This window comes from Streptomyces sp. NPDC030143 (assembly GCF_055573695.1).
The window spans coordinates 251,208-275,384 of the sequence record NZ_JBVIAY010000002.1 but is presented as its reverse complement, the minus strand read 5'-3'; the positions used below and the strand labels follow the sequence as shown (position 1 = coordinate 275,384).

18 protein-coding genes and 2 pseudogenes are annotated in these 24,177 nt (G+C 74.7%); 11 read left to right on the top strand and 9 right to left on the bottom strand.

Going from position 1 to position 24,177, the window contains the following annotated elements:
• The first annotated feature begins 333 nt into the window (after positions 1-333).
• On the top strand, positions 334-2,049 hold the full coding sequence (locus ACZ4YY_RS04340) for a PucR family transcriptional regulator (RefSeq protein ID WP_468283688.1): 1,716 nt from the start codon (positions 334-336) through the stop codon (positions 2,047-2,049).
• 141 nt (positions 2,050-2,190) lie between these two features.
• Positions 2,191-2,949 carry a hypothetical protein gene (locus tag ACZ4YY_RS04335; protein ID WP_468283686.1) on the top strand — a complete coding sequence of 253 codons (759 nt, stop codon included), beginning with the start codon at positions 2,191-2,193 and terminating at the stop codon, positions 2,947-2,949.
• A 495-nt stretch (positions 2,950-3,444) separates the two neighbouring features.
• Here ACZ4YY_RS04335 and ACZ4YY_RS04330 read toward each other — a convergent pair whose 3' ends face one another.
• On the bottom strand, positions 3,445-4,236 hold the full coding sequence (locus tag ACZ4YY_RS04330) for a GntR family transcriptional regulator (RefSeq protein WP_468283684.1): 792 nt from the start codon (positions 4,234-4,236) through the stop codon (positions 3,445-3,447).
• Positions 4,237-4,392: 156 nt separating this feature from the next.
• Between ACZ4YY_RS04330 and ACZ4YY_RS04325 the strand changes: the two genes are divergently transcribed.
• A complete protein-coding gene (locus ACZ4YY_RS04325; protein ID WP_468283682.1) occupies positions 4,393-5,241 on the top strand; it encodes a (2Fe-2S)-binding protein in 849 nt (282 codons plus the stop codon).
• 303 nt (positions 5,242-5,544) lie between these two features.
• The gene (locus tag ACZ4YY_RS04320; RefSeq protein ID WP_468283681.1) at positions 5,545-6,591 is read left to right on the top strand and encodes a DUF2637 domain-containing protein; all 1,047 of its coding nucleotides are present in this window, start codon (positions 5,545-5,547) and stop codon (positions 6,589-6,591) included.
• 78 nt (positions 6,592-6,669) lie between these two features.
• Here the strand turns inward: ACZ4YY_RS04320 and ACZ4YY_RS04315 are convergent, their stop codons facing one another.
• Positions 6,670-7,155 carry an ATP-binding protein gene (locus ACZ4YY_RS04315; protein WP_468283679.1) on the bottom strand — a complete coding sequence of 162 codons (486 nt, stop codon included), beginning with the start codon at positions 7,153-7,155 and terminating at the stop codon, positions 6,670-6,672.
• Positions 7,156-7,761: 606 nt separating this feature from the next.
• Positions 7,762-8,382, bottom strand: coding sequence for a hypothetical protein (locus ACZ4YY_RS04310; protein WP_468283677.1), 621 nt, complete (start codon positions 8,380-8,382; stop codon positions 7,762-7,764).
• A gap of 230 nt (positions 8,383-8,612) precedes the next feature.
• Here ACZ4YY_RS04310 and ACZ4YY_RS04305 point away from each other — a divergent pair, with 230 nt between their 5' ends.
• Positions 8,613-10,166 carry a helix-turn-helix domain-containing protein gene (locus ACZ4YY_RS04305; RefSeq protein WP_468283675.1) on the top strand — a complete coding sequence of 518 codons (1,554 nt, stop codon included), beginning with the start codon at positions 8,613-8,615 and terminating at the stop codon, positions 10,164-10,166.
• A 247-nt stretch (positions 10,167-10,413) separates the two neighbouring features.
• Here the strand turns inward: ACZ4YY_RS04305 and ACZ4YY_RS04300 are convergent, their stop codons facing one another.
• Together ACZ4YY_RS04300 and ACZ4YY_RS04295 are read right to left on the bottom strand one after the other, a co-directional pair.
• A complete protein-coding gene (locus ACZ4YY_RS04300) occupies positions 10,414-12,156 on the bottom strand; it encodes a pyruvate dehydrogenase (protein ID WP_468283673.1) in 1,743 nt (580 codons plus the stop codon).
• Between the two features lie 75 nt (positions 12,157-12,231).
• A complete protein-coding gene (locus tag ACZ4YY_RS04295; protein ID WP_468283671.1) occupies positions 12,232-14,061 on the bottom strand; it encodes a protein phosphatase 2C domain-containing protein in 1,830 nt (609 codons plus the stop codon).
• A 397-nt stretch (positions 14,062-14,458) separates the two neighbouring features.
• On the opposite strand from ACZ4YY_RS04295, the pseudogene ACZ4YY_RS04290 reads away from it, so the two are divergent.
• Together ACZ4YY_RS04290 and ACZ4YY_RS04285 are read left to right on the top strand one after the other, a co-directional pair.
• Positions 14,459-15,449 (top strand): annotated as a pseudogene (locus ACZ4YY_RS04290) (helix-turn-helix domain-containing protein).
• Positions 15,450-15,602: 153 nt separating this feature from the next.
• Complete coding sequence (locus ACZ4YY_RS04285; RefSeq protein ID WP_468283669.1) at positions 15,603-16,085, top strand: DUF456 domain-containing protein; 483 nt, start codon at positions 15,603-15,605, stop codon at positions 16,083-16,085.
• Here the strand turns inward: ACZ4YY_RS04285 and ACZ4YY_RS04280 are convergent.
• Positions 16,033-16,419 carry a winged helix-turn-helix transcriptional regulator gene (locus ACZ4YY_RS04280; RefSeq protein ID WP_468283667.1) on the bottom strand — a complete coding sequence of 129 codons (387 nt, stop codon included), beginning with the start codon at positions 16,417-16,419 and terminating at the stop codon, positions 16,033-16,035. The genes ACZ4YY_RS04285 and ACZ4YY_RS04280 overlap by 53 nt on opposite strands.
• A 97-nt stretch (positions 16,420-16,516) precedes the next feature.
• Here ACZ4YY_RS04280 and ACZ4YY_RS04275 point away from each other — a divergent pair, with 97 nt between their 5' ends.
• On the top strand, positions 16,517-17,425 hold the full coding sequence (locus ACZ4YY_RS04275) for an NAD(P)-dependent oxidoreductase (RefSeq protein ID WP_468283665.1): 909 nt from the start codon (positions 16,517-16,519) through the stop codon (positions 17,423-17,425).
• Here the strand turns inward: ACZ4YY_RS04275 and ACZ4YY_RS04270 are convergent.
• The 3 genes and pseudogenes from ACZ4YY_RS04270 to ACZ4YY_RS04260 all read right to left on the bottom strand — a co-directional run.
• On the bottom strand, positions 17,403-18,794 hold the full coding sequence (locus ACZ4YY_RS04270) for a bifunctional transcriptional activator/DNA repair enzyme AdaA (RefSeq protein WP_468283663.1): 1,392 nt from the start codon (positions 18,792-18,794) through the stop codon (positions 17,403-17,405). The two genes, ACZ4YY_RS04275 and ACZ4YY_RS04270, sit on opposite strands and share 23 nt — an antisense overlap.
• Positions 18,795-18,912: 118 nt before the next feature.
• On the bottom strand, positions 18,913-20,013 hold the full coding sequence (rsgA, locus tag ACZ4YY_RS04265; RefSeq protein ID WP_468283661.1) for a ribosome small subunit-dependent GTPase A: 1,101 nt from the start codon (positions 20,011-20,013) through the stop codon (positions 18,913-18,915).
• Between the two features lie 208 nt (positions 20,014-20,221).
• Positions 20,222-20,527 (bottom strand): annotated as a pseudogene (locus ACZ4YY_RS04260) (ABC transporter ATP-binding protein); the annotation flags it as partial.
• Between the two features lie 328 nt (positions 20,528-20,855).
• Here ACZ4YY_RS04260 and ACZ4YY_RS04255 point away from each other — a divergent pair.
• The 3 genes from ACZ4YY_RS04255 (at position 20,856) to ACZ4YY_RS04245 (ending at position 24,006) form a co-directional block, all read left to right on the top strand.
• The gene (locus ACZ4YY_RS04255; RefSeq protein ID WP_468284342.1) at positions 20,856-21,149 is read left to right on the top strand and encodes an STAS domain-containing protein; all 294 of its coding nucleotides are present in this window, start codon (positions 20,856-20,858) and stop codon (positions 21,147-21,149) included.
• Entirely contained in the window at positions 21,146-22,075 is a 930-nt protein-coding gene (locus ACZ4YY_RS04250) for an anti-sigma factor RsbA family regulatory protein (RefSeq protein WP_468283659.1), read from the top strand. The genes ACZ4YY_RS04255 and ACZ4YY_RS04250 overlap by 4 nt, the downstream gene beginning before the upstream one ends.
• 266 nt (positions 22,076-22,341) lie before the next feature.
• Complete coding sequence (locus ACZ4YY_RS04245; RefSeq protein WP_468283657.1) at positions 22,342-24,006, top strand: alkaline phosphatase D family protein; 1,665 nt, start codon at positions 22,342-22,344, stop codon at positions 24,004-24,006.
• The last annotated feature ends 171 nt before the right edge of the window (positions 24,007-24,177 follow it).

Below are 24,177 nucleotides of genomic sequence, written 5' to 3'. Positions count from 1 at the left end.
GTCGTTCGGATCGAGCCGGAATCGGGTGCGGCGGGTTCGGCTCGTTCATGTGCTGTTCACGTGGAGTGAGGTCAGTACACAGCGCCTTGCTCCACCCGGGTCAGTCACCGAAACCATGAAGGAGTTGGCTGGTCGTGGAGGGCATCTTGTAGATTCGTATGAACGGAGGTGCCCGGTAACCTCCTCGCTTTCCTGTGGAAACGTGGGAAACGACCCGGCAACCGGAGAATGCGGCTCACTGGGGCCCCCGAGCCCGTCGGCAGGGCCTCCTCCAACCCGGCGGGCCCTCACGCTCCATCGTAGATTTCTAGACAAGGAACGGCGGCGACGAGAATGCGGCTGCGCGCACTGCTGGACACCGACGCGCTGGGCCTGCGGCTGCTCGGCGGCGAGGACGAACTGGACCGCGGCGTCCGCGGCGTCATGACGACCGACCTGCGCGATCCCAGCCGCTACCTCTCCGGCGGCGAGCTGGTGCTGACGGGTCTGGCCTGGCGGCGGGACGCCGCGGACTCCGAGCCGTTCGTGCGGATCCTGGTGCAGGCCGGGGTGGCCGCGCTCGCGGCCGGGGAGGCCGAGCTGGGGGACGTGCCGGACGACCTGGTCGTGGCCTGCGCCCGGCACCGGCTGCCGCTGTTCGCGGTGCACGAGTCGGTGGCGTTCGCGACGATCACCGAGCACGTCGTGCGGCAGGTCTCCGGCGAGCGGGCCGGGGATCTCGCGGCCGTCGTCGACCGGCACCGCCGGATGATGACCTCGGGCCCGGCGGGCGGCGGCCCGGACGTGGTGCTGGACCTGCTCGGCTCGGACCTGGACCTGCGGGCCTGGGTGCTCTCCCCCACCGGGCGGCTCATCGCGGGCCCGAAGGGGGCGGGTGCGGGCCTCGCGGCGGACGTGTGCGCGCGGCTCGCCGCCGAGCACCTGGTGGCCGTCCGCACCGGTCGCCGCGGCCCGCACCGCGTCCTGCTCGGGCCGACCACGTACTCGCTCTTCCCGATCCGCAGCAGCGGCCGCGCCCCGCAGGGCGGGCGCGACGCGCGCGAGACGGTGCTGTCGGACTGGCTGCTGGCCGTCGAGGCGGACGCCGGGGACTGGGCGGAGGAGCGCCTGGACCTGCTCCAGGGCGTCACCCAGCTCATCGCGGTCGAACGCGACCGCCGGGACGCGGCGCGCACGGTGCGCAGGCGGCTCGCGCAGGAGGTGCTGGAGCTGGTGCAGGGCGGCGCGGCACCCGCCGAGATCGCGGCCCGGCTGCGGGTGGCGGCGCCGGTACTGCTGCCCGGGCTCGGCGCCGCCCCGCACTGGCAGGTGGTCGTGGCGCGCGTCGAGTGGGACGAGGCGGGACCGACCGCCGAGGGCGGCGAGGGCGGCCGTCCCGCGGACGGACTCGAGACCGGCCCCGTCGCCCAGTCGCTGCTGGAGGAGATCCTGGTCGACCCGCACGCCACCGGGCCCGAGCCCTCCGACCGCATCGCCGTCGCCCACACCGGCGACGAGGCCGTCGCGCTGGTCCCGCTGCCGGCGGTCTCCGTCGAGCACGACGGCACCGAGTCCGGCGTCCTCGCCGACGCCCTCCTCGCCTCCGTGCGGGACCCGCTGTCGGCGGGGCTCGACGGCGACGGCCGGGTCACGCTGGGCGTGAGCGCGGCCGTGCACTCCGCGGAGGGGCTGCGCGGGGCGCTGGAGGAGGCACGGCACGCGCGAAGGGTCGCCGCCGCCCGGCCCGGCCGGGTGTGCGCGGCGGGGCACCAGGAGCTGGCCTCGCACGTCCTGCTGCTGCCGTTCGTGCCCGACGACGTCCGCCGGGCCTTCACCGCCCGGCTGCTGGACCCGCTGCGTGACTACGACCGCCGGCACCGCGCCGAACTGATCCCGACCCTGGAGGCGTTCCTCGACTGCGACGGCTCGTGGACGCGGTGCGCGTCCCGGCTGCACCTCCACGTCAACACACTGCGCTACCGGGTGGGCAGGATCGAGCAGTTGACGAGTCGTGACCTGTCGCGGCTGGAGGACAAGCTGGACTTCTTCCTGGCGCTGCGGATGAGCTGAAACCTTGGGGACCCCCGCTTCCCACGACTTTGTGAAATCCTTCACCCGCCCCCTTGGCCCGGCGCCTGACTTCGTGCTGAGATGCCGCCACCAACCAAAGCTCGATGGCGTGCTCGGGGAGGGCAAGTGGCGTATCCCGCCATGTCTGGTAACGGAACGACCGCCGGTGACGATCCCCTCCAGACCGCGGTGTGGCGGCTGCGCTCGCGCGCCTGCTGGGCGGACGCCGCGGCCCTCCTCCCGCCCGGCACCGCGGCGGGCTCCATCCAGCGGGCCTCGCTGCTGGTCGAGCGGTGCCTGTACACCGAACAGGGCTGGCAGGAGGCGGAGGACGCGCTGCGCACGGCGGAGGCGCTGGCGCACACCGACGAGGAGCGCGGCGCGGCCGCTTGTGAACGCGGGCACCTGGCGTACGCGGCGACCCTGCACGGGGTGCGCGACCGGGTCGACGAGGCGCGGGCCGCGCTCGGCCGGGCGGCCGCGCTGATCCCGCCGGACGCGGCGGGGCGGGCCCTGCTGGACTTCCGCCGGGGGCTGCTCGCCGAGAACATCGCGCGCTCCCCGCAGGCCGCGCGTGCCGCCTACCGGCGCGCCCACACGGCCGCCGCCGCCCACTCCGACGCCCTGCTGCTGTCTTTCACCTGGCGCCACCTCGCGGGACTCGCCCTGCGTGACGGCGAACTCGCCGAGGCCCGCCACGGCTTCGCCGAATCCCTGCGCATCCGGGAGGAGTTGGGCTACCTCGTCGGCACGGCCCCGGCCCTGGTCTCCCTCGCGGACGCCGAGGTCGAGCCCGAGGCCTCCCGACTGCGCGAGGAGGCCCGCCGCCTGTTCCGCCTCCTGGGAGGGGTCCCCACCTGGCTGGCCCACCACCTCACCCCACCGGCGGCCACGGCGTAGGGGGCGGGGGCCCGCGCCCGTGGCGCTCGCCCTGGCACCGGAGCGGGCGCGCCGCCCCGGCCGCGAGCGCCACGCCCACGGCCCGGTGGCCGACGGCACCCCGTCACGGCACGGGAGGCGACACCCCCACGGCCCGGTGGCCGACGACACCCCGTCACGGCACGAGAGGCGACACCCCGGGGCCACGTCCCGGCCGGCGACCGGCCGAGGACGGTCAGGCGGCACCGCCCGAACCGGAAGGCCGACGGGAACACCCCCACGGCACGGGAGGCGGCGCCCCGGGTCACCGGGCGGGCGGTGGAGCTCGGGGCACGGCGCGGGGAGGCCCGGAGCGCGGGCGGGCTGCGTCGGGGCGGGGGGCGGGGTTCTTCCCCGGTGTTCCGGAGCTCCGGTCTTGACGAGTTCCGATGTTCGGAGTTCGTTCCGGTGCTGAGGAGTTCCGGTGTTCCGGTGTTCCTGGCTACGGGCGTCCGTCGTGCCGGAGGTGGGCCGGGGTCAGCCCGCGCCTGTGACGTGTTCCTGGACCAGGGTGCGCACCGTGTCCAGGTCGCCCGCGGTCAGCGCCTCCAGCAGGGCCATGTGCTCCGCGGCGTCGGCGACGAGGTCCGCCCGGTCCCGGCCGACCGGACCGTCGACCAGGGGCCACTGGGCGCGCCGGTGCAGGTCCTCGGCGATGCCGACCAGTTGCTCGTTGCCGGCCAGCGCCAGCACCGCCCGGTGGAAGGCGCGGTCGGACTCGGCGTAGGTCGCCCGGCAGCCGGACCTCGCGGCGCGGGCCGTCGCCTCGGCGAGGGGGCGCAGGTGCGCCCACCGCTCGGCGGGGACGGTCCGGGCCAGCCGCAGCATCACCGGCACCTCGATCAGCGCCCGCACCTCGGCCAGCTCGGCCCGTTCGCGCGTGCCCCGCACGATCACCCGGAAGCCCCGGTTGGGCACCACCTCGACGGCCCCTTCCAGCGCGAGCTGCTGCATCGCCTCGCGCACCGGCGTGGCGGACACCCCGAACCGCTCGCCGAGGGCCGGCGCCGAGTACACCTCGCCCGGCTCCAGGTCCCCGGAGACGAGCGCGGTGCGCAGGGCGTCGAGGATCTGCCCGCGCACGGACGCCCGCTGGACGACGGGCCGCGTCCGCGGCAGCGGCGTCTCGCTGTGGGTGTGCTCGCCCCGGGCCGCCCCGCGCGCACGGTCCACGTCCGCCGCCCGCGGCTGCACGGGCACCCGCGGCGGAGCCGCCGCGTGCCCCTCGGGGATCCCCGTGCCGGCAAAGCCCTGCGCGCTCTGCTCCACGGGATCCTCCTGGGGACGTTTCGGTACTTGGGGTCATTACGGCGGGTTGTTACTCGTCCGTCAAGCACCTTAGGCGCACCGGGCCGCCAATTCACATCCCGATCCCGGCCAGTAAGGTTAGGCTTACTTGACACGATGCACGGATCGGGGGTCCGCATGCCCATCGCCCTGTCGGTGACAGCGGAGGCCTACGCCCGTCTGACCGAGGTCTATCCGGGCTTCGCCGTCACCGAGCTGGAGGACGGGGAACCCGCGCCGACGGGCGAGGGCTGGGTCGCCGCGGCCGACCTCGCGGCGGGCGGCACCGCCCTGGATGCCTTCCTGGCCTGGGACGACGACCAGGTGGTGCGGGACTACGGAAGCCGGGCCCGCCCCGACGTCGTCGCGAGTTTCGGCCTGCACCGGTATTCCTGGCCGGCCTGCCTGCTGATCACCGTCCCGTGGTTCCTGCGGCGCCGGGTCCCCCGCTTCCCCGTGACGCATGTCTCGTACGACCGCACCGGCTCCGGGATGCGCATGGCCGTGCGCGCGCCCGCCTCCTTCGCCTGCCTGCCCGGCGATCCGGCGGCGACACTGCCCGGCGCCCGGGTGGTCGCGGACGAGGAGGCGCTGCGGGCGCAGGTGCGGACCGCCGTCGCCGAGCACCACGAGCCGCTGCTCGCCGGTTTCGCACCCCGCACGCGGCGCCGCGGACGCGCCCTGTGGGGCATGGTGACGGACGAGATCGTGGAGGGCCTGTGGTACGTCGCCCACCTGCTGGGCGACGGCGAGCAGCGGCGGGCCCGGCGCGAGCTGGAGCTGCTGCTGCCGGGCGCGACCCGGCCATACGTCGGCTCGGCCGCCTTCCGTGAGCTGACCGGACCGGACGGTACGCCGCTGCCCACCCGGGACCGGGCGAGCTGCTGCATGTTCTACACGGTGCGCCCCGAGGACACCTGCGCCACCTGCCCGCGCACCTGCGACGCGGACCGCGTCGCCAAACTCACGGCGGCAGCCGCCGGTTGAGGCACCCTCAGGTCCGGACGGCCGACCGCGTCCCGTAAGATCACCCGAACGGGACACCCCCGCGGGCCCGCAGGGACTTCACAACGTCCTCACCGGACGCAGGAACTTTCCGTGGAACCACCCGTACGGGTAGTCTTGTTCGAACTCAACTCCCGCCCCTCAAGCGGCAGTTCGAGCAGAACGTCGCCTTGGGCATTCCCTTGCACCTCCTTGGCGGCCTCTTGCCCCGAAACCCCCTGAGGGCCGGTGGGATTGGGCCACTATGGCGGGCGTTACGCCCTATCCCAATGCAAGGGACCCCAGATGAGACTGACCGACATATCGCTGAACTGGCTGCTTCCGGGCGCCGTACTGCTCCTGGGCATGCTGGCGGCGGTGGCGGTGCTCGCGCGCGGAAAGCGCTCCTCCGGGGAGAACGCGAGCGCGGACGACTCGTGGGAACGCAGCGAGGAGCGCCGCAGGCGCAAGGAGGCCCTGTACGGTACCGCCTCCTACGTGCTGTTGTTCTGCTGCGCGGCGGTCGCCGCCGCGCTCTCCTTCCACGGACTGGTCGGCTTCGGCCGGCAGAACCTGAATCTGTCCGGCGGCTGGGAGTACCTGGTGCCGTTCGGCCTGGACGGTGCCGCGATGTTCTGCTCGGTCCTCGCGGTGCGCGAGGCCAGCCACGGTGACGCCGCACTCGGCTCCCGGATACTCGTGTGGACGTTCGCGGGCGCCGCTGCCTGGTTCAACTGGGTCCACGCCCCCCGGGGCCTCGGCCACGACGGCGCCCCCCACTTCTTCGCGGGCATGTCGCTCTCGGCGGCCGTCCTCTTCGACCGCGCACTGAAGCAGACCCGCCGCGCCGCGCTGCGCGAGCAGGGCCTCGTGCCGCGGCCGCTGCCGCAGATCCGCGTCGTGCGCTGGCTGCGTGCCCCCCGCGAGACCTACAAGGCGTGGTCGCTGATGCTGCTGGAGGGTGTGCGCAGCCTGGACGAGGCCGTCGAGGAGGTCCGCGAGGACAAGCGCCAGAAGGAGCAGACCCGGATGCGCCGCCGCGAGCAGCAGCGCGTGGAGCGGGCCCAGCTGAAGGCGATCAGCCGGGGGCACCGGGGTTTCCCGGGCCGCGGCGGCCGTCAGATGGAGACGCAGGCCACGCTCGAGCGGGCCGGCGAACGAGTCTCCGCGGAGCCTGCCATAGCGAGCTCGCCGGAGCAGCTGCCCGTGCGTACGCGGCCCTCCCTGCAGCCCGTTCGCCAGAGTTCTGACCCGATCACCGTCGACCTCACCGCCGAGGACGACACCATGGCCCTGCCGCGCCTGGACTCCCTGGAGCGCAAGCTCAAGGACCTGGAGCAGCAGTTCGGCTGACGGCCGGGCGGGAGCACCACGGGAAGGGGCCGCGACCGGCGAGGTCGCGGCCCCTTCCCGTGGTTCACGTCGTCGTGGTCACGCCGCTTCGGCGTCCAGCTCGAACCACACCACCTTGCCGACGCCGTGCGCCCGCACCCCCCACGCGTCGGCGAGGGACTCCACCAGGACCAGGCCCCGGCCGTTCGTGCCCTCGGTGTGCCGCGGGCGTGGTCGCGGACCACGGGCCACGAAGTCCCGCACCTCCACCCGCAGCCCCTCCGCCGAAACGGTCGCCGTGACCACCGCGTCGTGGTCGGTGTGGACGAGCGCGTTGGTGACGAGCTCGCTGGTGAGCAGTTCCGCCGTCTCCGACTGTCCCGGTTCCCCCCAGTGCCGCAGCAGTTCGCGCAGTGCCCGGCGGGTCTCGGGGACGGCCCGCAGGTCCGCGCTCCCCAGTCTGCGCCGCAACTGGGCCGCCCGGGCCCGCTCGTCGTCGCCGTCGGTCTTGTCCCGTGCTGTCCCCGTGTTCTTCGAGGTGGCCGCGATCACCGTGGAACCGCTGCCTCGTGCCTGCCTCTTCATGACCCCCGCCCGCGTGCCGATGTCGGTTTCCCTCCTGCTCGAACACGTTCACGGGGATGCTTGCCCGATCGACACGGGACCAGTCATGTCGAATCATCAACGACCGGATGTTCGGCCAAGTCCGCGGACCGCTTCCGCCGGTCCCGACGGGTGTCGCACCGGCCGGGCGTCGGGCGGGCCGAGCACCGGTGAGCGGGTGTCGCGGTCCCTGCCCGGGCCGGCCCCGTCGGCGGAAACCCCTGGTGGCCGCCGGTCCCCGAGCATGGGTCAGCCGTTCACCGGTCGGCGGCGCGGGCAGGCCGCCGACCGGCGTGCACCCGCGCGCGAGGCGGCGCGCGGGTGCCGCCCCGGCGAGGAGTGGTGAGCCGGTGCGTCCGTCCGGAGCGGGTGCGCCGCTTCACCGAGGCGTGTCTGCCGACCCGGCCGTATACGAGGAAGGGGTGGGGCGCGTGGTGCCCGACGCCGGGGCGCCGGGGAAGTTGGCCGAAAAGAAGCCGCCGGCCCGGCGAGGTTGCCGGTGGCCGGGGGATGGTGCGGGGCCGCCGCCCTCCCGACCCCCGTGGCGGGAGGGCGGCGGCCCCTTCTTTCCCTGCGGTGGCCGTGCGGTCAGTAGAGCTTGGTGACGGCCGTGGTGGTCGTCTTCCTGAAGGCCTGCACCGGGGCGTCCGCGAAGTCGCCCATCTGGCCCCACTGGACGAGGGTCACGGTCCGGCCGTCCCGGCCGACCGAGAAGAGGTGGATGTCGGTGGCGCCCCACGAGGTCTCGGTGTGCAGGCCGTACACGTGGGCGCCCTCCTCGACCGCGAGGGCGCCGTAGTCCCGTACGGCCGCGTCCGTCTCCGGGTCGGCCTGCTCGATCTCGGCGGCGCAGGTGCGCATCTCCTCGTTCAGGCGTCCGGCCAGGGCCTTGGCCTTGGCGGTGCTGCCGACGACGAACGTGACCTGCTCGGCGCCGGCGTCGAGGTCGGTGCGGAACTCGCGATAACGGGAGTCGTAGCCCGGCAGCGCGTCCGTGACGCAGTTCAGCAGCGACTCCGGGACGCCGTCCCGGACCGGCCCGGCCGTCCACGTCGACGAGGGGTGCGGCGGAAGCTCCTTCGCGGAGAGGAACGCGGGCTGCCTCGGCGCGGGAGCGGCGCCCGCCGGTGCGGTGAGGACGGTGCCGAGGGCGAGGCCGGCGGAGGCGAGTGCGGTGAGCGCGGTGAGCGCTCGGATGTGCTTGGACATGGGTGTCCCCCCGTGAGTGAGTGAGTGAGTGAAGGCAGGGATCGGTGGGCGTCGCGGGGTGGCGGGTGGTCGGCCCGGCACCGCCCCGCGGCGACACCAAGAGCATCGGCGGGCACCCCGGCCGGGGGCAAGCCATGACGCCCGTTCGGCGGGCATGGAACCATCCCATCCCTTCTGACGTGCAGATATGTGAGTGCCTGGGATGCGGGTCGGGACGGACGAGGAGAACGGTGTCGACAACACCGGACGAGGTCGCGCAGTTCGGGGCCCTGCTGACGGAGCTGAAGGCGCGCACCGAGCGGAGCTACGGCTCCCTGGCGCGCCGACTCGGCATGAACACCTCCACGCTGCACCGCTATTGCGCCGGGGACGCCGTACCGCAGGACTTCGCGCCCGTGGAGCGGCTCGCCGAGTTCTGCGGGGCCTCGCCGCAGGAGCGGCTCGAACTGCACCGGCGCTGGCTCCTGGCGGTGGCGGCACGGCAACGTCCGCGCACGGCACAGCCGCCGGACGGACCGCCGGAGGGACCCGCACCCGGATCCGCGGACGGCTCGCGGGACGGACACCAGGAGGGACCCGCACCCGAACCGACCGACGGCCCGCGGGACGGACACCAGGAGGGACCGGCAGACGAACCGACCGACGGACACCAGGACGAACCGACCGACGGACACCAGGACGAACCGACCGACGGACACCAGGACGGGCCGGCGGACGGACGTCAGGACGGGCCGGGACACGGGCCGGTGGAGCGGGCCGGGAGGGGATCGGGGCGGATGCTGCCGGAGGTGGCCGGTGGGAGGCCGGGGCCGGTGGACGCCCCCGCTCCCCCGGCCCGCCCCTGGCACCGGCGCCGCCGCACGGCTCTGCTCGCCGCTCTGACCTGTGTGCTCCTGGCCACGCTGGGCACGCTGTCCGCGCTGCCCGCCGACGACCCTGGGCCTCCCGCGGCGGACGGCTCCTCGGCCTCGGCCCGGACGACGGCCCCGGCGGCGCCGCACCGGTCACCCGCCCCCACGGCCTCCGTGTCGCCGTCCGCCTCCCCCTCCGCCCGGCCCGGCGGCGACTCGCCCTCCCCCACCGCGGGGAGGCCGGGGAGACCGGGGAAGCCGTCGTCCGCCGCCCCGGGCACCGCCGGGACGGACGGCGCGGCCCCCGCCGTGCCGCTCACCTGGACCGCCGACGCGCAGGTGTGGGAGTTCGGGTGCAGTCACGACTACGTCGTCCGCAAGCCGCCGGCGCAGGTGCCGCCGCCCCCGGTGCCGCAGGACGCCGGCCCCTGGGCGGCCACCCAGGGCGCGGTGCACGGGCGGAAGACCAACGTGGAGATCTCGGTGCAGGGCCGCGGCTCCGCGGCCGTCGTCCTGACGGGTCTTCGGGTGCGGGTCGTCGGCCGGACCGCTCCCGCCACGGGCAGCGTCTACGCGATGGACCAGGGCTGCGGCGGCGCGATCAGCCCCCGCCACTTCGCCGTCGACCTGGACAGGGACCGCCCGATCGCCCGCTCGGTGGACGGCAACGACACGGGCACCCCGATCCCGGCGGTCCGCATGCCCTACAGCGTGTCGGCCACCGACCCGGAGGTGCTGCTGGTCACCGCTCGGACCGAGAGCTGCGCCTGCTCCTGGTACCTCGAACTCGACTGGTCCTCCCAGGGCCGCACGGGCACGGTCCGCATCGACGACCACGGCCGCCCGTTCCGCACCAGCGGCATCAAGGGCCTGCCCCGCTACGCGTACGACTCGGACGGCGGGCAACGCCGGTGGGTCCCCGTGACCGACTGACTCAGGGGTCCGCGCACTGTGAGCGCCTGATCAGGCCGCGTCGTCCGGTGCCGTGCATCGCAAGGCGCCGGAAAGCCTGGTAACTCCGCTACCAGGGCTTTCCGGCAACGCGGCGAGGTGCGGTACCGGGCCGCGCGGCCCAGGCGGGCATGGGGCAAGGACCCCCTCAGGCATCCGCGGCGGCTGGGAGCTGCGAACAGTCCGGTACCGGGCCGCGCGGCCCAGGCGGGCATGGGGCAAGGACCCCTCAAGGCCGCGGCACGTTGCGCAGGTTGGAGCGGGCCATCTGGAGCATGCGTCCGACGCCGCCGTCCAGCACGATCTTCGACGCCGACAGCGCGAACCCGGTCACCATGTCGGCGCTGATCTTCGGCGGGATGGACAGCGCGTTGGGATCGGTGACGACGTCGACGAGGGCCGGACCCTTGTGCTTGAAGGCGGCCTTCAGGGCCCCGGGAAGGTCCTTGGGGTTCTCCACGCGCACCCCGTGGGCCCCGCAGGCGCGGGCGACGGCGGCGAAGTCGGGGTTCTTGTTCGCCGTGCCGTGCGAGGGCAGGCCCGCGACGAGCATCTCCAGCTCGACCATGCCGAGCGAGGAGTTGTTGAAGAGGACGACCTTCACGGGCAGGTCGTACTGGACGAGGGTGAGGAAGTCGCCCATCAGCATGGAGAACCCGCCGTCCCCCGACATCGACACGACCTGCCGCTCACGGTCGGTGAACTGGGCGCCGATCGCCATGGGCAGCGCGTTCGCCATCGAGCCGTGTGAGAAGGAACCGATGATGCGGCGGCGGCCGTTGGGCGAGAGGTAACGCGCCGCCCAGACGTTGCACATGCCGGTGTCGACGGTGAACACCGCGTCCTCGTCGGCGAGTTCGTCGAGCACGGAGGCGACGTACTCGGGGTGGATGGGGACGTGCTTGTCCACCTTCCGCGTGTACGCCTTGACGACGCCCTCCAGCGCGTCGGCGTGCTTCTTCAGCATCTTGTCGAGGAAGCGCCGGTCCGTCTTCTCCCGCACCCGCGGGAGAAGACAGCGCAGGGTCTCGCGCACGTCCCCCCACACGGCCAGGTCCAGCTTCGAGCGCCGGCCGAGGTGTTCGGGCCTGACGTCGATCTGCGCGATCCGCACGTCGTCGGGGAGGAACGCGTTGTACGGGAAGTCGGTGCCGAGCAGGATCAGCAGGTCGCACTCGTGGGTGGCCTCGTAGGCGGCGCCGTAGCCGAGGAGACCGCTCATCCCCACGTCGAACCTGTTGTCGTACTGGATCCACTCCTTGCCGCGCAGGGCGTGTCCCACCGGGGACTTCACCTTCTCCGCGAACTCCATGACCTCGGCGTGGGCGCCGGCCGTGCCGCTGCCGCAGAACAGGGTGACCCGGTCCGCCTCGTCGATCATCCGCGCCAGCCGGTCGATCTCCGCGTCACCTGGGCGGACGGTGGGCCGGGAGGTGACGAGGGCCGTCCCGGCCGCCCGCTCCGGGGCGGGCCGGCCGGCGATGTCACCGGGGAGCGTGACGACGCTGACGCCGCTGCGGCCGACGGCGTTCTGGATGGCGGTGTGCAGCAGCCTCGGCATCTGCTCGGGGCTGGAGACGAGTTCGCTGTAGTGACTGCACTCCTGGAACAGCCGGTCGGGGTGGGTCTCCTGGAAGTAGCCGAGGCCGATCTCGCTGGAGGGGATCTGGGAGGCGAGGGCGAGGACGGGTGCCATGGAGCGGTGGGCGTCGTACAGGCCGTTGATGAGGTGCAGGTTGCCCGGCCCGCAGGAACCGGCGCACGCCGCGAGTTTCCCGGTGATCTGCGCTTCGGCACCGGCGGCGAAGGCGGCGGTCTCCTCGTGGCGGACGTGCACCCAGTCGATGGCGGGGTTGCGGCGGACGGCGTCCACCACCGGGTTCAGGCTGTCGCCCACGACCCCGTAGAGACGTTCGACCCCGGCGCGGGCGAGGATGTCGACGAACTGTTCGGCAACGTTCTGTTTGGCCATGGTGCTCTCATGCCCCTTCGGTCTCCGTGGATCCATCGGGTCCCTCCGGATCCCATGAATCCACGGCGGCCCGCGTCACGCCTCCCACACGGCGGCGGCCGTACGGTCGTCCGCATATCCCTTGACCCGGATCTGAGTGTCGGCGAGGAAGGCGGCCAGACCGGGAGCCGTGGGGCCGGACCACCGTTCGGTGAGGTGGGCACGGAGTTCGGGTTCGCCGAGCAGCGGGTCGGCGAGGCCGCCGGTGCACATCAGGAGCGTGTCCCCCGGACGGGCCACGGAGGCGCGGAACCGGAAGGGTTCGCGGGGCGGCCCGGGGTCCGGGTCGTAGGGGTTCGGCGGCGTCGGGATGCCCAGATCCATGGTGAGCCGGTCGCCCTCGGGCGTCTCGGACGGCGGTGAGCCGAACCCGACGACCGGCTCGCCGACGACCTCACCGGCCCTGGGCTCGATGTCCTGCCACTCGCCCTCGCGGAGACGGAACAGTCCGCCGGGGCCGACGCCGAAGAAGACCCGGGTCCGGCAGGCGGGGTCGGCGGGCAGCAGGAGACAGCGCAGGGTCGCCGCGTACTCCCCGGGTTCCAGGCCCTGTTCGGCGGCGCTGGCGCGGAGCCGGCCGAGACTGCGGTCGGTGAGGCGGTGCAGGCCGGACTTCAGGTCGCCGCGCCGGGCTCCTCTCATGTCCTCGCAGAGGCGGACGTGGCTGCGGCCGACGGCCCGTCCGATCCACCGGCACGCCTCGGCGGCCGCCCGGTGCGCGCCCGCGGTGGCCCGGGCGCCGGTCGCCATCGCGACCAGGAGCAGCGCCTGCTCGCCGCTGCCGAAGCGGGCGGTGAGGAGGAAGTCGCGGCGCGGCTCGCCCCGGTAGCGGGCGGAGTCCCCGCGCACCGAGGCGGCCCTCAGGGTGCAGGCACCGTAGCGGGCGCCGTCCAGGACGGTGTCGGGAACCAGGTCGTCGAGGGCGTCGGCGTCGGCGGCCGGGAGCGCGGTGGGCTCGGCGTCGTAGGTGGGCGGGCCGGAACCGACGTAGGGCTTGGCCGCGGGCCGACGCCCGGGAGCGGGCGGGGGGCTCTGTGGGACCGGCGGGACGACGGCCGGGCCGGAGCCGGGACCGGAGGCGGTGGGTGCGGACGGGGACGGGGCGGCGCCGTGCGGCGGACGCTCGTCGAACCCGGGAGGCAGGGGGCCCGGAAGAAACGTGGTGGGGTCGGCGGGCGGGTCCGACGGAGGTTCCCAGGGAGCACGGGGCCGTGCGGAGGTCGGAGGCGGCGGAGGTTCCGGGGGTGCTGACGGTGCCGGAGGCGCGGGAGGTGCCGGAAATGCGGGGGGTGCCTGAGGTGTGGGAGGTGCCGGAGGGGCGGGGGGTGCAGGGGGTGCCTGAGACGGTGCCGGAGGCGTGGGAGGTGCCGGTTCGGGGGCCCCGGGGGGTCTGGTGGTCACCGGGGTCTCCGGCGCCCGCCGGTCGGACCGGTCCGGCGCACCGGAGCGACGGGAAGGGCCGGTGTCCGAAGGCCCCCGCCGGCCCGACGCACCGGACCGGTCCGAAGCCGCCGCCCGTCCCGGCCCACCGGGCTCGTCCGGATCCCTCTCCCGGCCCGACGCCTCTGCGCGTCCGGGTGTCCCGGCCGGTTCCGATCTCTGGGGCGGGACCGGCGCCGGTGGCGGTTCCGCCGACGGTGGCGGTCCGGCCGGCGACGCCGGTGCCGGTGCCGGTGCCGGTGCCGGTGCCGGTGGGATCGTGTCGTCCGTTCCGCCCGCCGAGCGCACCGCTCCCGCCGCCGAGGCGAAGCGGTCGTCCAGCGAGTCGGCGGCGGCCGTGGGCCCGGTGTCCTCGGTGGAGTCGTCGTACAGCTGCCCCCACCAGTCGTCCTCGCGACCGGTGGGCGTTCCCCCCTGCTGGCTCATGCCCCTGATTGTCCACCGCACCGGCCGTGTGAAAACGGGGCATCGGGAAAATCGGCGGACGGTTCCCCCCGCGAGGGGGAGGCCGCCGGACGGTCCCACCCCCCACGGGAGGACCGTCCGGCGACTTCGGTGGCGCGGGCTCATATCCTCTGAAAGCGCCCCTGCGCACGATGAGCCCGGACCACGTTCCGGGGTGCGGGCCAGAGTGTGCCCAGCCCATCTGGGCGTCCGCTGTGACGGACGCTCGCGGCCGCTCGTGGGTCACCACCGGTGAGGACGCGTGGCCTCACCTCGGCAGAGTGACCGGCTCGCGGGCGATGATGCGCGGTGGCGGGTTCGCGCCGTGGCTGTTTCCCGCCACCCGCGAAGGGGCGGGCGCGGGGAGGGACGACACCGGATGCTGTCGGCGATCGGGCTGGACGAGACGCACGAGTCGGCGTACCGGGCGCTGGTGACGGTGGGCGCCGCCGACGTGCCCGATCTGGCGCGTCGGCTGACGCTCGGCGAGGAGGACACCGAGCGGGCGCTGCGCCGGCTGGAGCGGCACGGGCTGGCCGCGCAGTCCCCGGGGCGGCCCGGACGCTGGGGTCTCGGCGCCGCCGGGCGTCGCGCTGGGCGCGCTGCTGACCCGGCGGCGGCACGAGCTGGAGCAGGCGGAGCCGGCGGCGGTGCTGCTGGCCGAGGAGTACCGGGCGGCGCCGGCCGAGCCGTCGGTGCACGACCTGGTGGAGGTGGTGACGGGTGCCGCCGCGGTCGCCCAGCGTTTCCTGCAGATCCAGCTGGGCGCGAGCGAGGAGGTGTGCGCGCTGGTGACCGGCACGCCGGTGGCGGTGGTCGGCGCGGAGAACGACGCCGAGGAGCAGGCGGCGGCCCGCGGGGTGCGCTACCGCGTGGTGCTGGAGCGGGCGGTCCTCGGCCAGCCGCACGGTGTCACGGAGCTGTCCGCGGCGCTGGGGCGGGGGGAGCGGGTGCGGGTGGTGGACGAGGTGCCGACGAAGCTGGTCGTGGCGGACCGTTCGCTCGCCCTGGTGCCGCTGGCCGGCCGCGGTGCGGAGCCGGCCGCGCTGGTGGTGCACGCCGGCGGGCTGCTGGAGCTGCTGTCGGGTCTGTTCGAGTCGGTGTGGCGGGGGGCCCTGCCGCTGCGGCTGGGCACGGACGGCGTCGCGCGGGAGGAAGGCGGCCCGGACGGCCCGGACGTCGCCGATCTGGAGATCCTGTCGCTGCTGCCGGCGGGCCTGACCGACGCGAGCGTCGCCAAGCAGCTCGGTCTGGGGCTGCGGACCGTGCAGCGGCGGGTGCGGCGGCTGATGGAGTTCACGGGCGCGTCGACGCGGCTCCAACTGGGCTGGCACGCGCACGAGCGGGGATGGGTGACGCGCGAACGGTGACCGCGTCCCGGGACCACCGCCGAGGACGCGGGCGCGGGCACCCGCGTCGGCGGCGGGTCCCGGTTCGACCGCGGTGGCTGCCGACGGCCTGCCGCATGCGTGGGGCATCGGTCTTGACCTGCGGATTCTCCCGGAGTCCGGCAGGCTGGGCAGATGGGAGCGTGGGAACTCCTGCTGGTGGGTCTGGTCATCCTGCTCGGTGTGTGCGGGGTGCTGGTCCCGGGTGTGCCGGGTTCCTGGCTGGTGTGGGCGGCCGTCCTGTGGTGGGCGTTGAAGGACCCGCGGCCCGTCGCCTGGGCCGTGCTCGTCGGGGCGACGGTCGTGCTGTTCCTGTCGCAGGTGGTGCGCTGGGCGCTGCCACCGCGCCGGCTGCGGGTGAGCGGCGCGACCCGCCGGATGGCGGGGTACGCGGGCGCCGGGGCGTTCCTCGGGTTCTTCCTGCTGCCGGTGGTCGGCGCGATCCCCGGCTTCCTCGGCGGCGTCTACCTGTCCGAACGCATCCGGCTGGGCCGCCCCGACGCGGCCCGCGCGTCCCTGCGCACGGTGATGGGCGCGGGCGGCTCCAGCATCCTCGCGGAGCTGTTCACCTGCCTGCTGATCCTGGGGGCGTGGCTGTGGGCGGTGCTGTGGGGGTGAGGCGGGGACCTTCCAGGAGGTTCTCCCGGCCCCACGCCCCGAGCGGGCCCAGGGCCTCGTTGAGGGACTCACCGCGGCGGGTGAGCGAGTACACGACCCGGGGCGGCACCTCGTCGTACTCCTCGCGGTGCACGATGCCGTCGGCCTCCAGCTCGCGCAGCTGGGCGGCGAGGACCTTCTCCGTGACGCCCGGCAGGCCCCGCCGGAGCGCGCCGAAGCGGCGCGGTCCCTCGTGCAGCTCCCAGAGGATCAGTACCTTCCACTTGCCGCCGATGACGTCCATCGCCGCGTCGATGCCGCACACGTACGCTCCCGGCCGCCGGCCGATCGCCATGCCGTCCTCCCCCTGCCTGGATGCTTTCCCGGCGGTAACCGCCCACTTCGGAGTACGTACTTGAGCAGGCCGGCCGCCGGGCACGAGCCTAGTCGCCATGACCGACAACACCCTTTCCCCGATCTCTCTGCTCGGCGCCGGTGCCATGGGGACCGCGCTCGCCCGCGCCTGGCTGGCCGCCGGGCATTCCGTGACCGTCTGGAACCGCACCCCGGCCCGTGCCGAGGCCCTCGCCGCGGAGGGTGCCGTCGTCGCCCCGAGCGCGGCGGCCGCGGTGGCGGCGAACCGGCTGGTGGTCGTCTGCCTGCTCGACGACGCGTCCGTCGGCGCGGCCCTCGCACAGGCCGACCTCACCGGCCGCGACCTGGTGAACCTCACCACCGGCACGCCCGCGCAGGGCCGCGCCCGGGGCGCCTGGGCGACGGCGCGCGGAGCCCGGTTCCTGGACGGCGGGATCATGGCCGTACCGCCGATGGTCGGGGCGCCCGAGAGCGGGGCGTACGTCTTCTACAGCGGTTCCGCCGGTCTCTTCGAGGAGCACCGGGAGGCCCTCGCCGTGCCCGCCGGGGCCGTGTACGTGGGTGCGGACGCCGGTTTCGCCGCCTTGCACGACGTGGCGCTGCTGAGCGCGATGAACTCGATGTTCGCGGGCATCCTGCACGCCTTCGCGCTGATCCGGCGGGAGGACATCGCGCCCTCCGACTTCGCGCCGCTGCTGGTGTCGTGGCTCGGCGCGATGGCGCCGATGGCCCTGCAGGCGGCCGCGCAGCTGGAGAGCGGCGACTACGGCCGGGGCGTGGTGTCCAACCTGGCCATGCAGGTCGCGGGCAACGCCACCCTGCTGGCCACGGCCGAGGAGCAGGGCGTCAGTACGGAGCTGCTGACGCCGTACATGGCGCTGATGGAGCGCCGGCTGGCCGGCGGGCACGGGGACGAGGACACGACCGGGATCGTGGAACTGCTCGCGCTGCCCGACGCCGCTCTCACGGCGCGCCCCGCGGTGTGAGCCGCCCGGCCCGCAGGTGGTGCAGGGCGTACGTCCGCCAGGGCCGCCAGGTGTCGGGGACGTCCGCGTCGGGCGGCGCGACGTCGGGGTCGCCGAGGGAGCGGGCCCGGATCGCGGCGACCGCGGGGCCGTCCAGACCGGGCAGCGCGAGCAGCGCTTCCTGGGCGTCGTCCCGGTCGGCGCCGGGGTCGAGGCGCACGGTGCCGTCGGCGAGGGCGGCGGCGAGGGTCCCCACGGGGCCCGGTGTCTCCGCCAGGGCAGCCGGTTCGGGGAAGAGGTGGGTGAGGCCCCCGCAGGGCGCGTCGAGGGACTTGCCGTGGGCGCGCACCAGCTGTTCGGCCTCGGCGCGGCCGACCAGGGCGCGCACCGCGTACTCGTCGGGGTCGGCGGCGCCCGGCGCGCGCAGCCCGGGGCGGGCGGCGACGAGCGGGGCGAGCCGCGGGTCGGCGCCGAGCCGTTCGTCGACGGCGTAGGGGTCGGCGTCCAGGTCGAACAGCCGGCGCAGCCGCTGGACGGCGGTGGTGAGGTCACGGGGGTCGGTGAGGTGGAGGCGGGCGTCGAGCCAGCCGCCGGGGTGGACGGCGGTGGCAGGCGCGGTGCCCGCCCGCTCCCGGACGGCGACGATCCCGGTGCCGTAGGGCAGGCGCAGCGTGCGGCGGTAGGTGCGTCCGCCCGGGGGGCCGGCCATCTCCTCCACTCCGGCGACCGCCTCGTCCTGCAGCAGGTCGAAGACGGTGGCGGCGTGGTAGGGGCCCCGGTGGGCGAGCCGCAGCGGGATCCCGGCTCCGGGGGCGGCCGTGCGTCCCTGCCGTGGGGCGGCGGCCCTCAGCTGGGTCGGGGTCTGCGCGTACACGGCCCGGACGGTGTCGTTGAACTGGCGCACGCTGGCGAACCCGGAGGCGAAGGCGATGTCGGTGACCGGCAGGCCGGTGGTCTGGAGCAGCACCCGCGCGGTGTGCGCGCGCTGCGCCCGCGCGAGGGCGACCGGACCGGCGCCGAGTTCGGCGGTGAGCTGCCGCTGCACCTGCCGGGCGCTGTAGCCGAGACGGGCGGCGAGTCCGGCGACGCCCTCGCGGTCGACGACGCCGTCGCCGATGAGGCGCATGGCGCGGCCGACGACGTCGGCGCGCACGTTCCACTCGGCCGAGCCGGGCGTGGCGTCCGGGCGGCACCGCCGGCAGGCCCGGAATCCCGAGCCCTGCGCGGCGGCGGCCGTCGTGAAGAACCGCACGTTGCGGCGTTTCGGCGTCACGGCGGGGCAGCTGGGCCGGCAGTAGATGCCGGTCGTCTCGACGGCGAAGAAGAACGCGCCGTCGAAGCGGGCGTCCCTGCTGCGGACCGCCTCGTACCTGCTGTCCCCGTCCGTCACGGGGTCTGTCACCCGGTCTCTCACGCGTTCCAGTCTTGGTCCGCGGCGGTGGATCGGCCAGCGGGATTCGGACACAGAGGTGGAGCGGGCGCGGCGGCGGGGTGTCAGCTCGTGGGGGTCACCACCACTCCCCGCGCTTGGCCCGCGCCGCGGCCCGGCCCGCGGCCTGCTTGCGCTTCCAGTGCTGGCGGACGTCGGCGCGGAGCCGGGCGTCGGACTTGGCGACGATCCACCGGTTCTCCCGGACGAGCTTGCGGTAGCTGTCCAGCCGCCGGACCGCCAGGTCGCCGTCGTCGACGGCGGCCAGCACCGCGCAGCCCGGCTCGCGCTCGTGCGCGCAGTCCTGGAAGCGGCAGTCGCGGGCGAGTTCCTCGATCTCGGCGAAGACCTGGCCGACGCCGGCCCCGGCGTCCCACAGTCCGACCCCGCGCAGCCCCGGCGTGTCGATCAGGACGCCGCCGCCGGGCAGCGGGAGCAGGTTGCGGGTGGTCGTGGTGTGCCGTCCCTTGCCGTCCATGTCGCGGGTGGCGCGGACATCCATCACGTCCTGCCCGGCGAGGGCGTTGGCGAGGGTCGACTTGCCCGCGCCGGACGCGCCGAGCAGCACGGTGGTGCCCCGGCCGAGCTGGAGGGCGAGTTCCTCGACGCCCTGCTGGAGCCGGGCGCTGACGGTGAGCACGGGGACGCCGGGCGCGCTGCGTTCGACGTCCTCGACGAGGTGCGCCAGCGCGGCCGGGTCGGGCACGAGGTCGTCCTTGGTGAGCACGACGACGGGCTGGGCGCCGGACTCCCAGGCCAGCGCCACGAACCGTTCCACCCGTCCGAGGTCGAGTTCGACGGCCAGGGACAGGGCGACGACGGCGTGGTCGACGTTGGCGGCGAGGATCTGTCCCTCGGACCGCTTGGAGGAGGTGGACCGCACGAACGCGGTGCGGCGCGGCAGGCAGGCCCGGGCGTAACGCGGGGTGCCGTCGGCGTCGACGGCGGCCCAGTCCCCGGTGCAGATCACGCGCAGCGGGTCGTGCGGGGTGACGAACGCCGTGTCGGCGCGCATCACCCCGTCGGCGGTGACGACGTCGCACTGCCCGCGGTCGACGCGGACGACGCGGCCGGGCAGGAGTCCTCGTTCGGCGTACGGCGCGAACGCGGCGGCCCATCCCTCGTCCCAGCCGTAGGCGGCGAGGGGGTGGGAGGAGGCCGGGGAGGTGGAGAGGTTCAAGACAGACCCTTCACGGGGCGGTCCCGGCGGCGCGCTCACGGCGCGCGTGAACTCAAGGGGTCAGCCGGTCACCGCGGAGGTGGAGTGGACGATCGTCCGGTCACCGTCGCTGTGGACGGCGCCGTTGGTGGCGGCGGTCATCGGTCACACCTCCCGTTCGTCAGGTCGTGCGCGGCGTGCGCTGCGTGCGACGCGTGCCGTCGCGGGCTCAGCCTAGGGAGGGGCGGGCCGGCGGCGCCAGCGGTTTTCCGCGGCCCTTCTCCCCCGCGTCCGGTGCGACCGGCCGGCCTTCGTCCACGACCGCGACACGGTCGGCCAGGCGTGCGGTGTCCGGGTGGTGGGTGAGGAGGAGGAGGGACAGGTCGCCGCCGTCGTGGAGCAGGCCGGTGAGGAGGTCGAAGAGGGCGCGTCGGGCGACCGTGTCGAGGCCGGAGGTGATCTCGTCGCAGACCAGCACCCTCGGCCGGGCGAGCAGGGCGCGGGCGAGGGCCGCGCGCTGGAGTCCGCCGCCGGAGAGCCGGGCGGGCGGCGGGCGGCGGGCGGCGGGCGGCGGGCGGCGGGCGGCGGGCCCACGTTATCGACAACCCGTCAGCTGATCGTCGCGCCGGGGGCGCCGCGGGTCACTCCGGGTGGAGGGCATCGGCCGGCGAGCCGCGCCCGCTTCCGACGGCGGTCCCCGCCGGTGCCGGGGTGCGCGCTAAGCTGCCAGGTCGAACGGCCTCTCTCCGCCGACGGCCGCGCGGCACGGAGAAAGGGGCGGCGGACTGCCGAGGGGATCGAGGGTGGATGGCACACGCGACATCGGGGAACCCGCTTCAGAGCATGGCGGGGCCGTGTTGGAGGTGAGCCCGTTGTCCGGTCGCGCCGGAATACGCGTCAGCGGTGACATCAGCGTCACCACCCGTCCGACCTGGGAGAGCGCCCTGGCCGAGCTGGCCAGGCTGCACACCGACGTCTCCTACATGGATCTGTCGCGGGTGCAGTTCGTCGACGTGGCCGGAGTGTCCGCCCTCGCGGTGACGGCCCTGGGCCTGCCGGGCGGACGTGTCGTGGTCGAACAGCCACCACCCCAGGTCTCCCGGGTGCTGGACCTGTTCTGGCCGAGTCTGCGCAGGATCGAGGTGGCGCCGCGATGAGCTCAGTTGCCGTCGACGAGGAGTTCGCCCACCCGGCGCTGTTCTACCGCACCGCCGAGGACTACACCGACCGGACGGTGACCTTCGTCCGGGAGGGTCTGGCCGCGGACGAACCGGTGGCCGTGGCGGTGCCCGGACCCAACCTGGAACTGGTCCGGTCGGGGCTCGGCGCGGACGCCGCCCGGGTGCTGTTCCTCGACATGACCGAGGTCGGACGCAACCCGGGGCGGATCATCCCCCGCGTCCTGCGGGCGTTCGCCGACGCCCACCCGCAGGGCCGGGTGCGGATCATCGGCGAGCCGATCTGGGCCGGCCGCACCCCGGTGGAGTACCCGGCGTGCGCCCAGCACGAGGCGTTGATCAACGCCGCCTTCACTGGCCGCGCCGCGACGATCCTGTGTCCCTACGACGAGAGCCGCCTGGACGCGCACGTCCTGAACGACGCGCGCGTCACCCACCCCACCGTCATCTCCGATGGCCTGGAGAGCGCCAGCGACGCCTACGACTGGCAGGCCGTCGTCGCCCGCTACAACGAGACGCTGGTCCCCGCCGCGGACGCCGCCGTCTTCCCCTTCGGCTCCGCCGACCTCCCCGGCGTCCGCCACTTCGCCGTCGGCGAGGCGGGCCGGCTGGGCCTGAGCGGACAGCGGCTCCAGGACACGGAACTGGCGGTCGCCGAACTGACCACCAACAGCGTCGTCCACGGCGGCGGGCAGGGGGTCCTGCGGATCTGGGCGGAGGCCGGTCAGGTCGTGTGCGAGGTCAGCGACCGGGGCCGGCTCACCGATCTCCTCGCCGGCCGCAGGCCCCCGAGGAACGGTCAGATCGGCGGCCGGGGCCTGATGCTGGTCCACTACGTGGCCGACCTGGTGCGGACGCACACCTCGGACCAGGGGACGGCGGTGCGCTTCTACCTGAGCGTGTGAGGTGCCGGGCGGGCGGGGCGCGGGTCCGCGGCCGTCGGACCGACGGAGGATCAGCGGCCCTCGTCCAGGTGGCCCGGCGCGTGTCCTCCGTCGGACCGACGGAGGATCAGCGACCTTCGCCCGGCGGGTCCGGCGCGTGTCCGGCACGCCCGTCCCGCCTGCCGGACATATGAAGTATGTCTGCTTAGCATCGAGTCGCCTGCCGCTCGCAGGCTCCGGCCCGTGGGGGCCGCAGACGCCCCACCGAGCCCTGGGAGCCAGGCTTCATGCGACCGACAGGCCGTCACCGACCCCCGCTCCTGCACCGCCCGGCCGACCACGGACCCGAACTGCGGTCCGCGGCACGGCACTTCGGACGCCGCCGGTTCCTGACCCGCACCGCCGCCGTGGCCGCCGTGGCCTTCGCCGTGCACCTGCCCGCCACCGGCGTGGCCGCCGCCCGGGAGGCGAACACGGCGCGGATCACCGAGGACCCCTTCACCCTGGGCATCGCCTCCGGAGACCCGCTGCCCACGTCGGTGGTGCTGTGGACCCGGATCGCGCCCGCCCCGTACGAGCCGGGCGGCGGGCTCGCGGGACGGTCCGTGCCCGTCGTCTGGGAGGTGGCCGGGGACGAGCGCTTCGCGCGGGTGGTCCGAGGCGGGGTCGCGACCGCCTTCCCCGAGTACAACCACACCGTGCACGTCGAGGTCGACGGACTCGAACCCGGCCGCACCTACCACTACCGGTTCCGGACGGGCAGCTGGATCAGCGAGACGGGCCGCACCCGCACCGCGCCCGGCTCCGGCGCCGCCGTCGACGCCCTGGCCTTCGGAGCGGTGTCCTGCCAGGCGTACCACGACGGGTACTTCACCGCGCACCGCCATCTCGCCCAGGAAGACGTGGACGTCGTCTTCCACCTCGGGGACTACCTGTACGAGTACGCGGTGAACTCCGCCGGCGGGGCCCGCGCCTACACCGACCGGGTGCTGCCCGAACTGTTCGACCGCGAGACCGTCACGCTGGAGGAGTACCGGCTGCGGTACGCCCTCTACAAGAGCGACCCCGACCTGCGGGCGGCCCACGCGGCCCACCCCTTCGTCGTCGCCTGGGACGACCACGAGACGGAGAACAACTACGCGGGCGCCGTCGACGAGCACGGCAGCCCGCCGGAGGAGTTCCTGCTGCGCCGCGCCGCCGCCTACCGGGCTTACTGGGAACACCAGCCGCTGCGGGCCGCCCGGATGCCCGTCGGACCCGACCTGCCGCTGTACCGGCGGCTGCACTGGGGCGACCTCGCCCAGTTCGACGTGCTCGACACCCGCCAGTACCGCTCGGACCAGGCGTACGGCGACACCAAGCACCCGCCCGGGCCCGAGTCGGACGATCCGGCGCGCACCATGATCGGTGCCACCCAGGAGCAGTGGCTCGTCGACGGCTGGCGGACGTCCCGGGCGCTGTGGAACGTGCTGCCGCAACAGGTCTGCTTCTCCCAGCGCGGGCTGGACCTCACGGCACAGCCGCTGATGTCGATGGACGCCTGGGACGGCTACCGCGCCTCCCGCGACCGCGTCCTCGCCGGGGCGGCCGCGGCGGGGGTGCGCAACCTGGTCGTCCTCACCGGTGACGTGCACGTGGGCTACGCCTTCGACATCAAGACCGACTTCGGCGACCCGACGTCGAGGACCCTGGGCACCGAACTCGTCGCCACCTCCGTCGCCAGCGGCGGGGACGGCGCGGTCAGACCCGCGAACTGGGACACGCTCCTGCAGGCCAACCCGCACCTGCGCTTCTACGACGGCCGCCGCGGCTACCTCCGCGTGGCGCTCGGCCGGGACGCCGCCCGCGCCGACTTCCGCACGGTCGCCGCGGTGACGACATCCGGCGCCCCCGTCACCACGGCGGCGTCCTTCGTGACGGAGGCGGGCAACCCGGGGCTGGTGCCGGTGTGAGGGGGCGGAGCGCCGCAGCCCAGGGGTTGCTGCACTGTGAGCGCCCGGTCAGGCCGCGCGGTCCGGTGCCGTGCATCGCCAGGCACCGGACCGCGCGGCCCCGGCGGGCACAGTGGCCGGGCCCCCACGAGACCTCGACAGGCCATCCTTTTGGGGTGGAGACCCCCTGCG

Bases quoted from the DNA above. Each gene is read 5' to 3' on its own strand.
- ACZ4YY_RS04340 (WP_468283688.1), top strand. From the start codon at position 334: ATGCGGCTGCGCGCACTGCTGGACACCGACGCGCTGGGCCTGCGGCTG.
- ACZ4YY_RS04335 (WP_468283686.1), top strand. From the start codon at position 2,191: ATGTCTGGTAACGGAACGACCGCCGGTGACGATCCCCTCCAGACCGCG.
- ACZ4YY_RS04325 (WP_468283682.1), top strand. From the start codon at position 4,393: ATGCCCATCGCCCTGTCGGTGACAGCGGAGGCCTACGCCCGTCTGACC.
- ACZ4YY_RS04320 (WP_468283681.1), top strand. From the start codon at position 5,545: ATGAGACTGACCGACATATCGCTGAACTGGCTGCTTCCGGGCGCCGTA.
- ACZ4YY_RS04315 (WP_468283679.1), bottom strand. From the start codon at position 7,155: ATGAAGAGGCAGGCACGAGGCAGCGGTTCCACGGTGATCGCGGCCACC.
- ACZ4YY_RS04310 (WP_468283677.1), bottom strand. From the start codon at position 8,382: ATGTCCAAGCACATCCGAGCGCTCACCGCGCTCACCGCACTCGCCTCC.
- ACZ4YY_RS04300 (WP_468283673.1), bottom strand. From the start codon at position 12,156: ATGGCCAAACAGAACGTTGCCGAACAGTTCGTCGACATCCTCGCCCGC.
- ACZ4YY_RS04295 (WP_468283671.1), bottom strand. From the start codon at position 14,061: ATGAGCCAGCAGGGGGGAACGCCCACCGGTCGCGAGGACGACTGGTGG.
- ACZ4YY_RS04285 (WP_468283669.1), top strand. From the start codon at position 15,603: ATGGGAGCGTGGGAACTCCTGCTGGTGGGTCTGGTCATCCTGCTCGGT.
- ACZ4YY_RS04280 (WP_468283667.1), bottom strand. From the start codon at position 16,419: ATGGCGATCGGCCGGCGGCCGGGAGCGTACGTGTGCGGCATCGACGCG.
- ACZ4YY_RS04275 (WP_468283665.1), top strand. From the start codon at position 16,517: ATGACCGACAACACCCTTTCCCCGATCTCTCTGCTCGGCGCCGGTGCC.
- ACZ4YY_RS04250 (WP_468283659.1), top strand. From the start codon at position 21,146: ATGAGCTCAGTTGCCGTCGACGAGGAGTTCGCCCACCCGGCGCTGTTC.
- ACZ4YY_RS04245 (WP_468283657.1), top strand. From the start codon at position 22,342: ATGCGACCGACAGGCCGTCACCGACCCCCGCTCCTGCACCGCCCGGCC.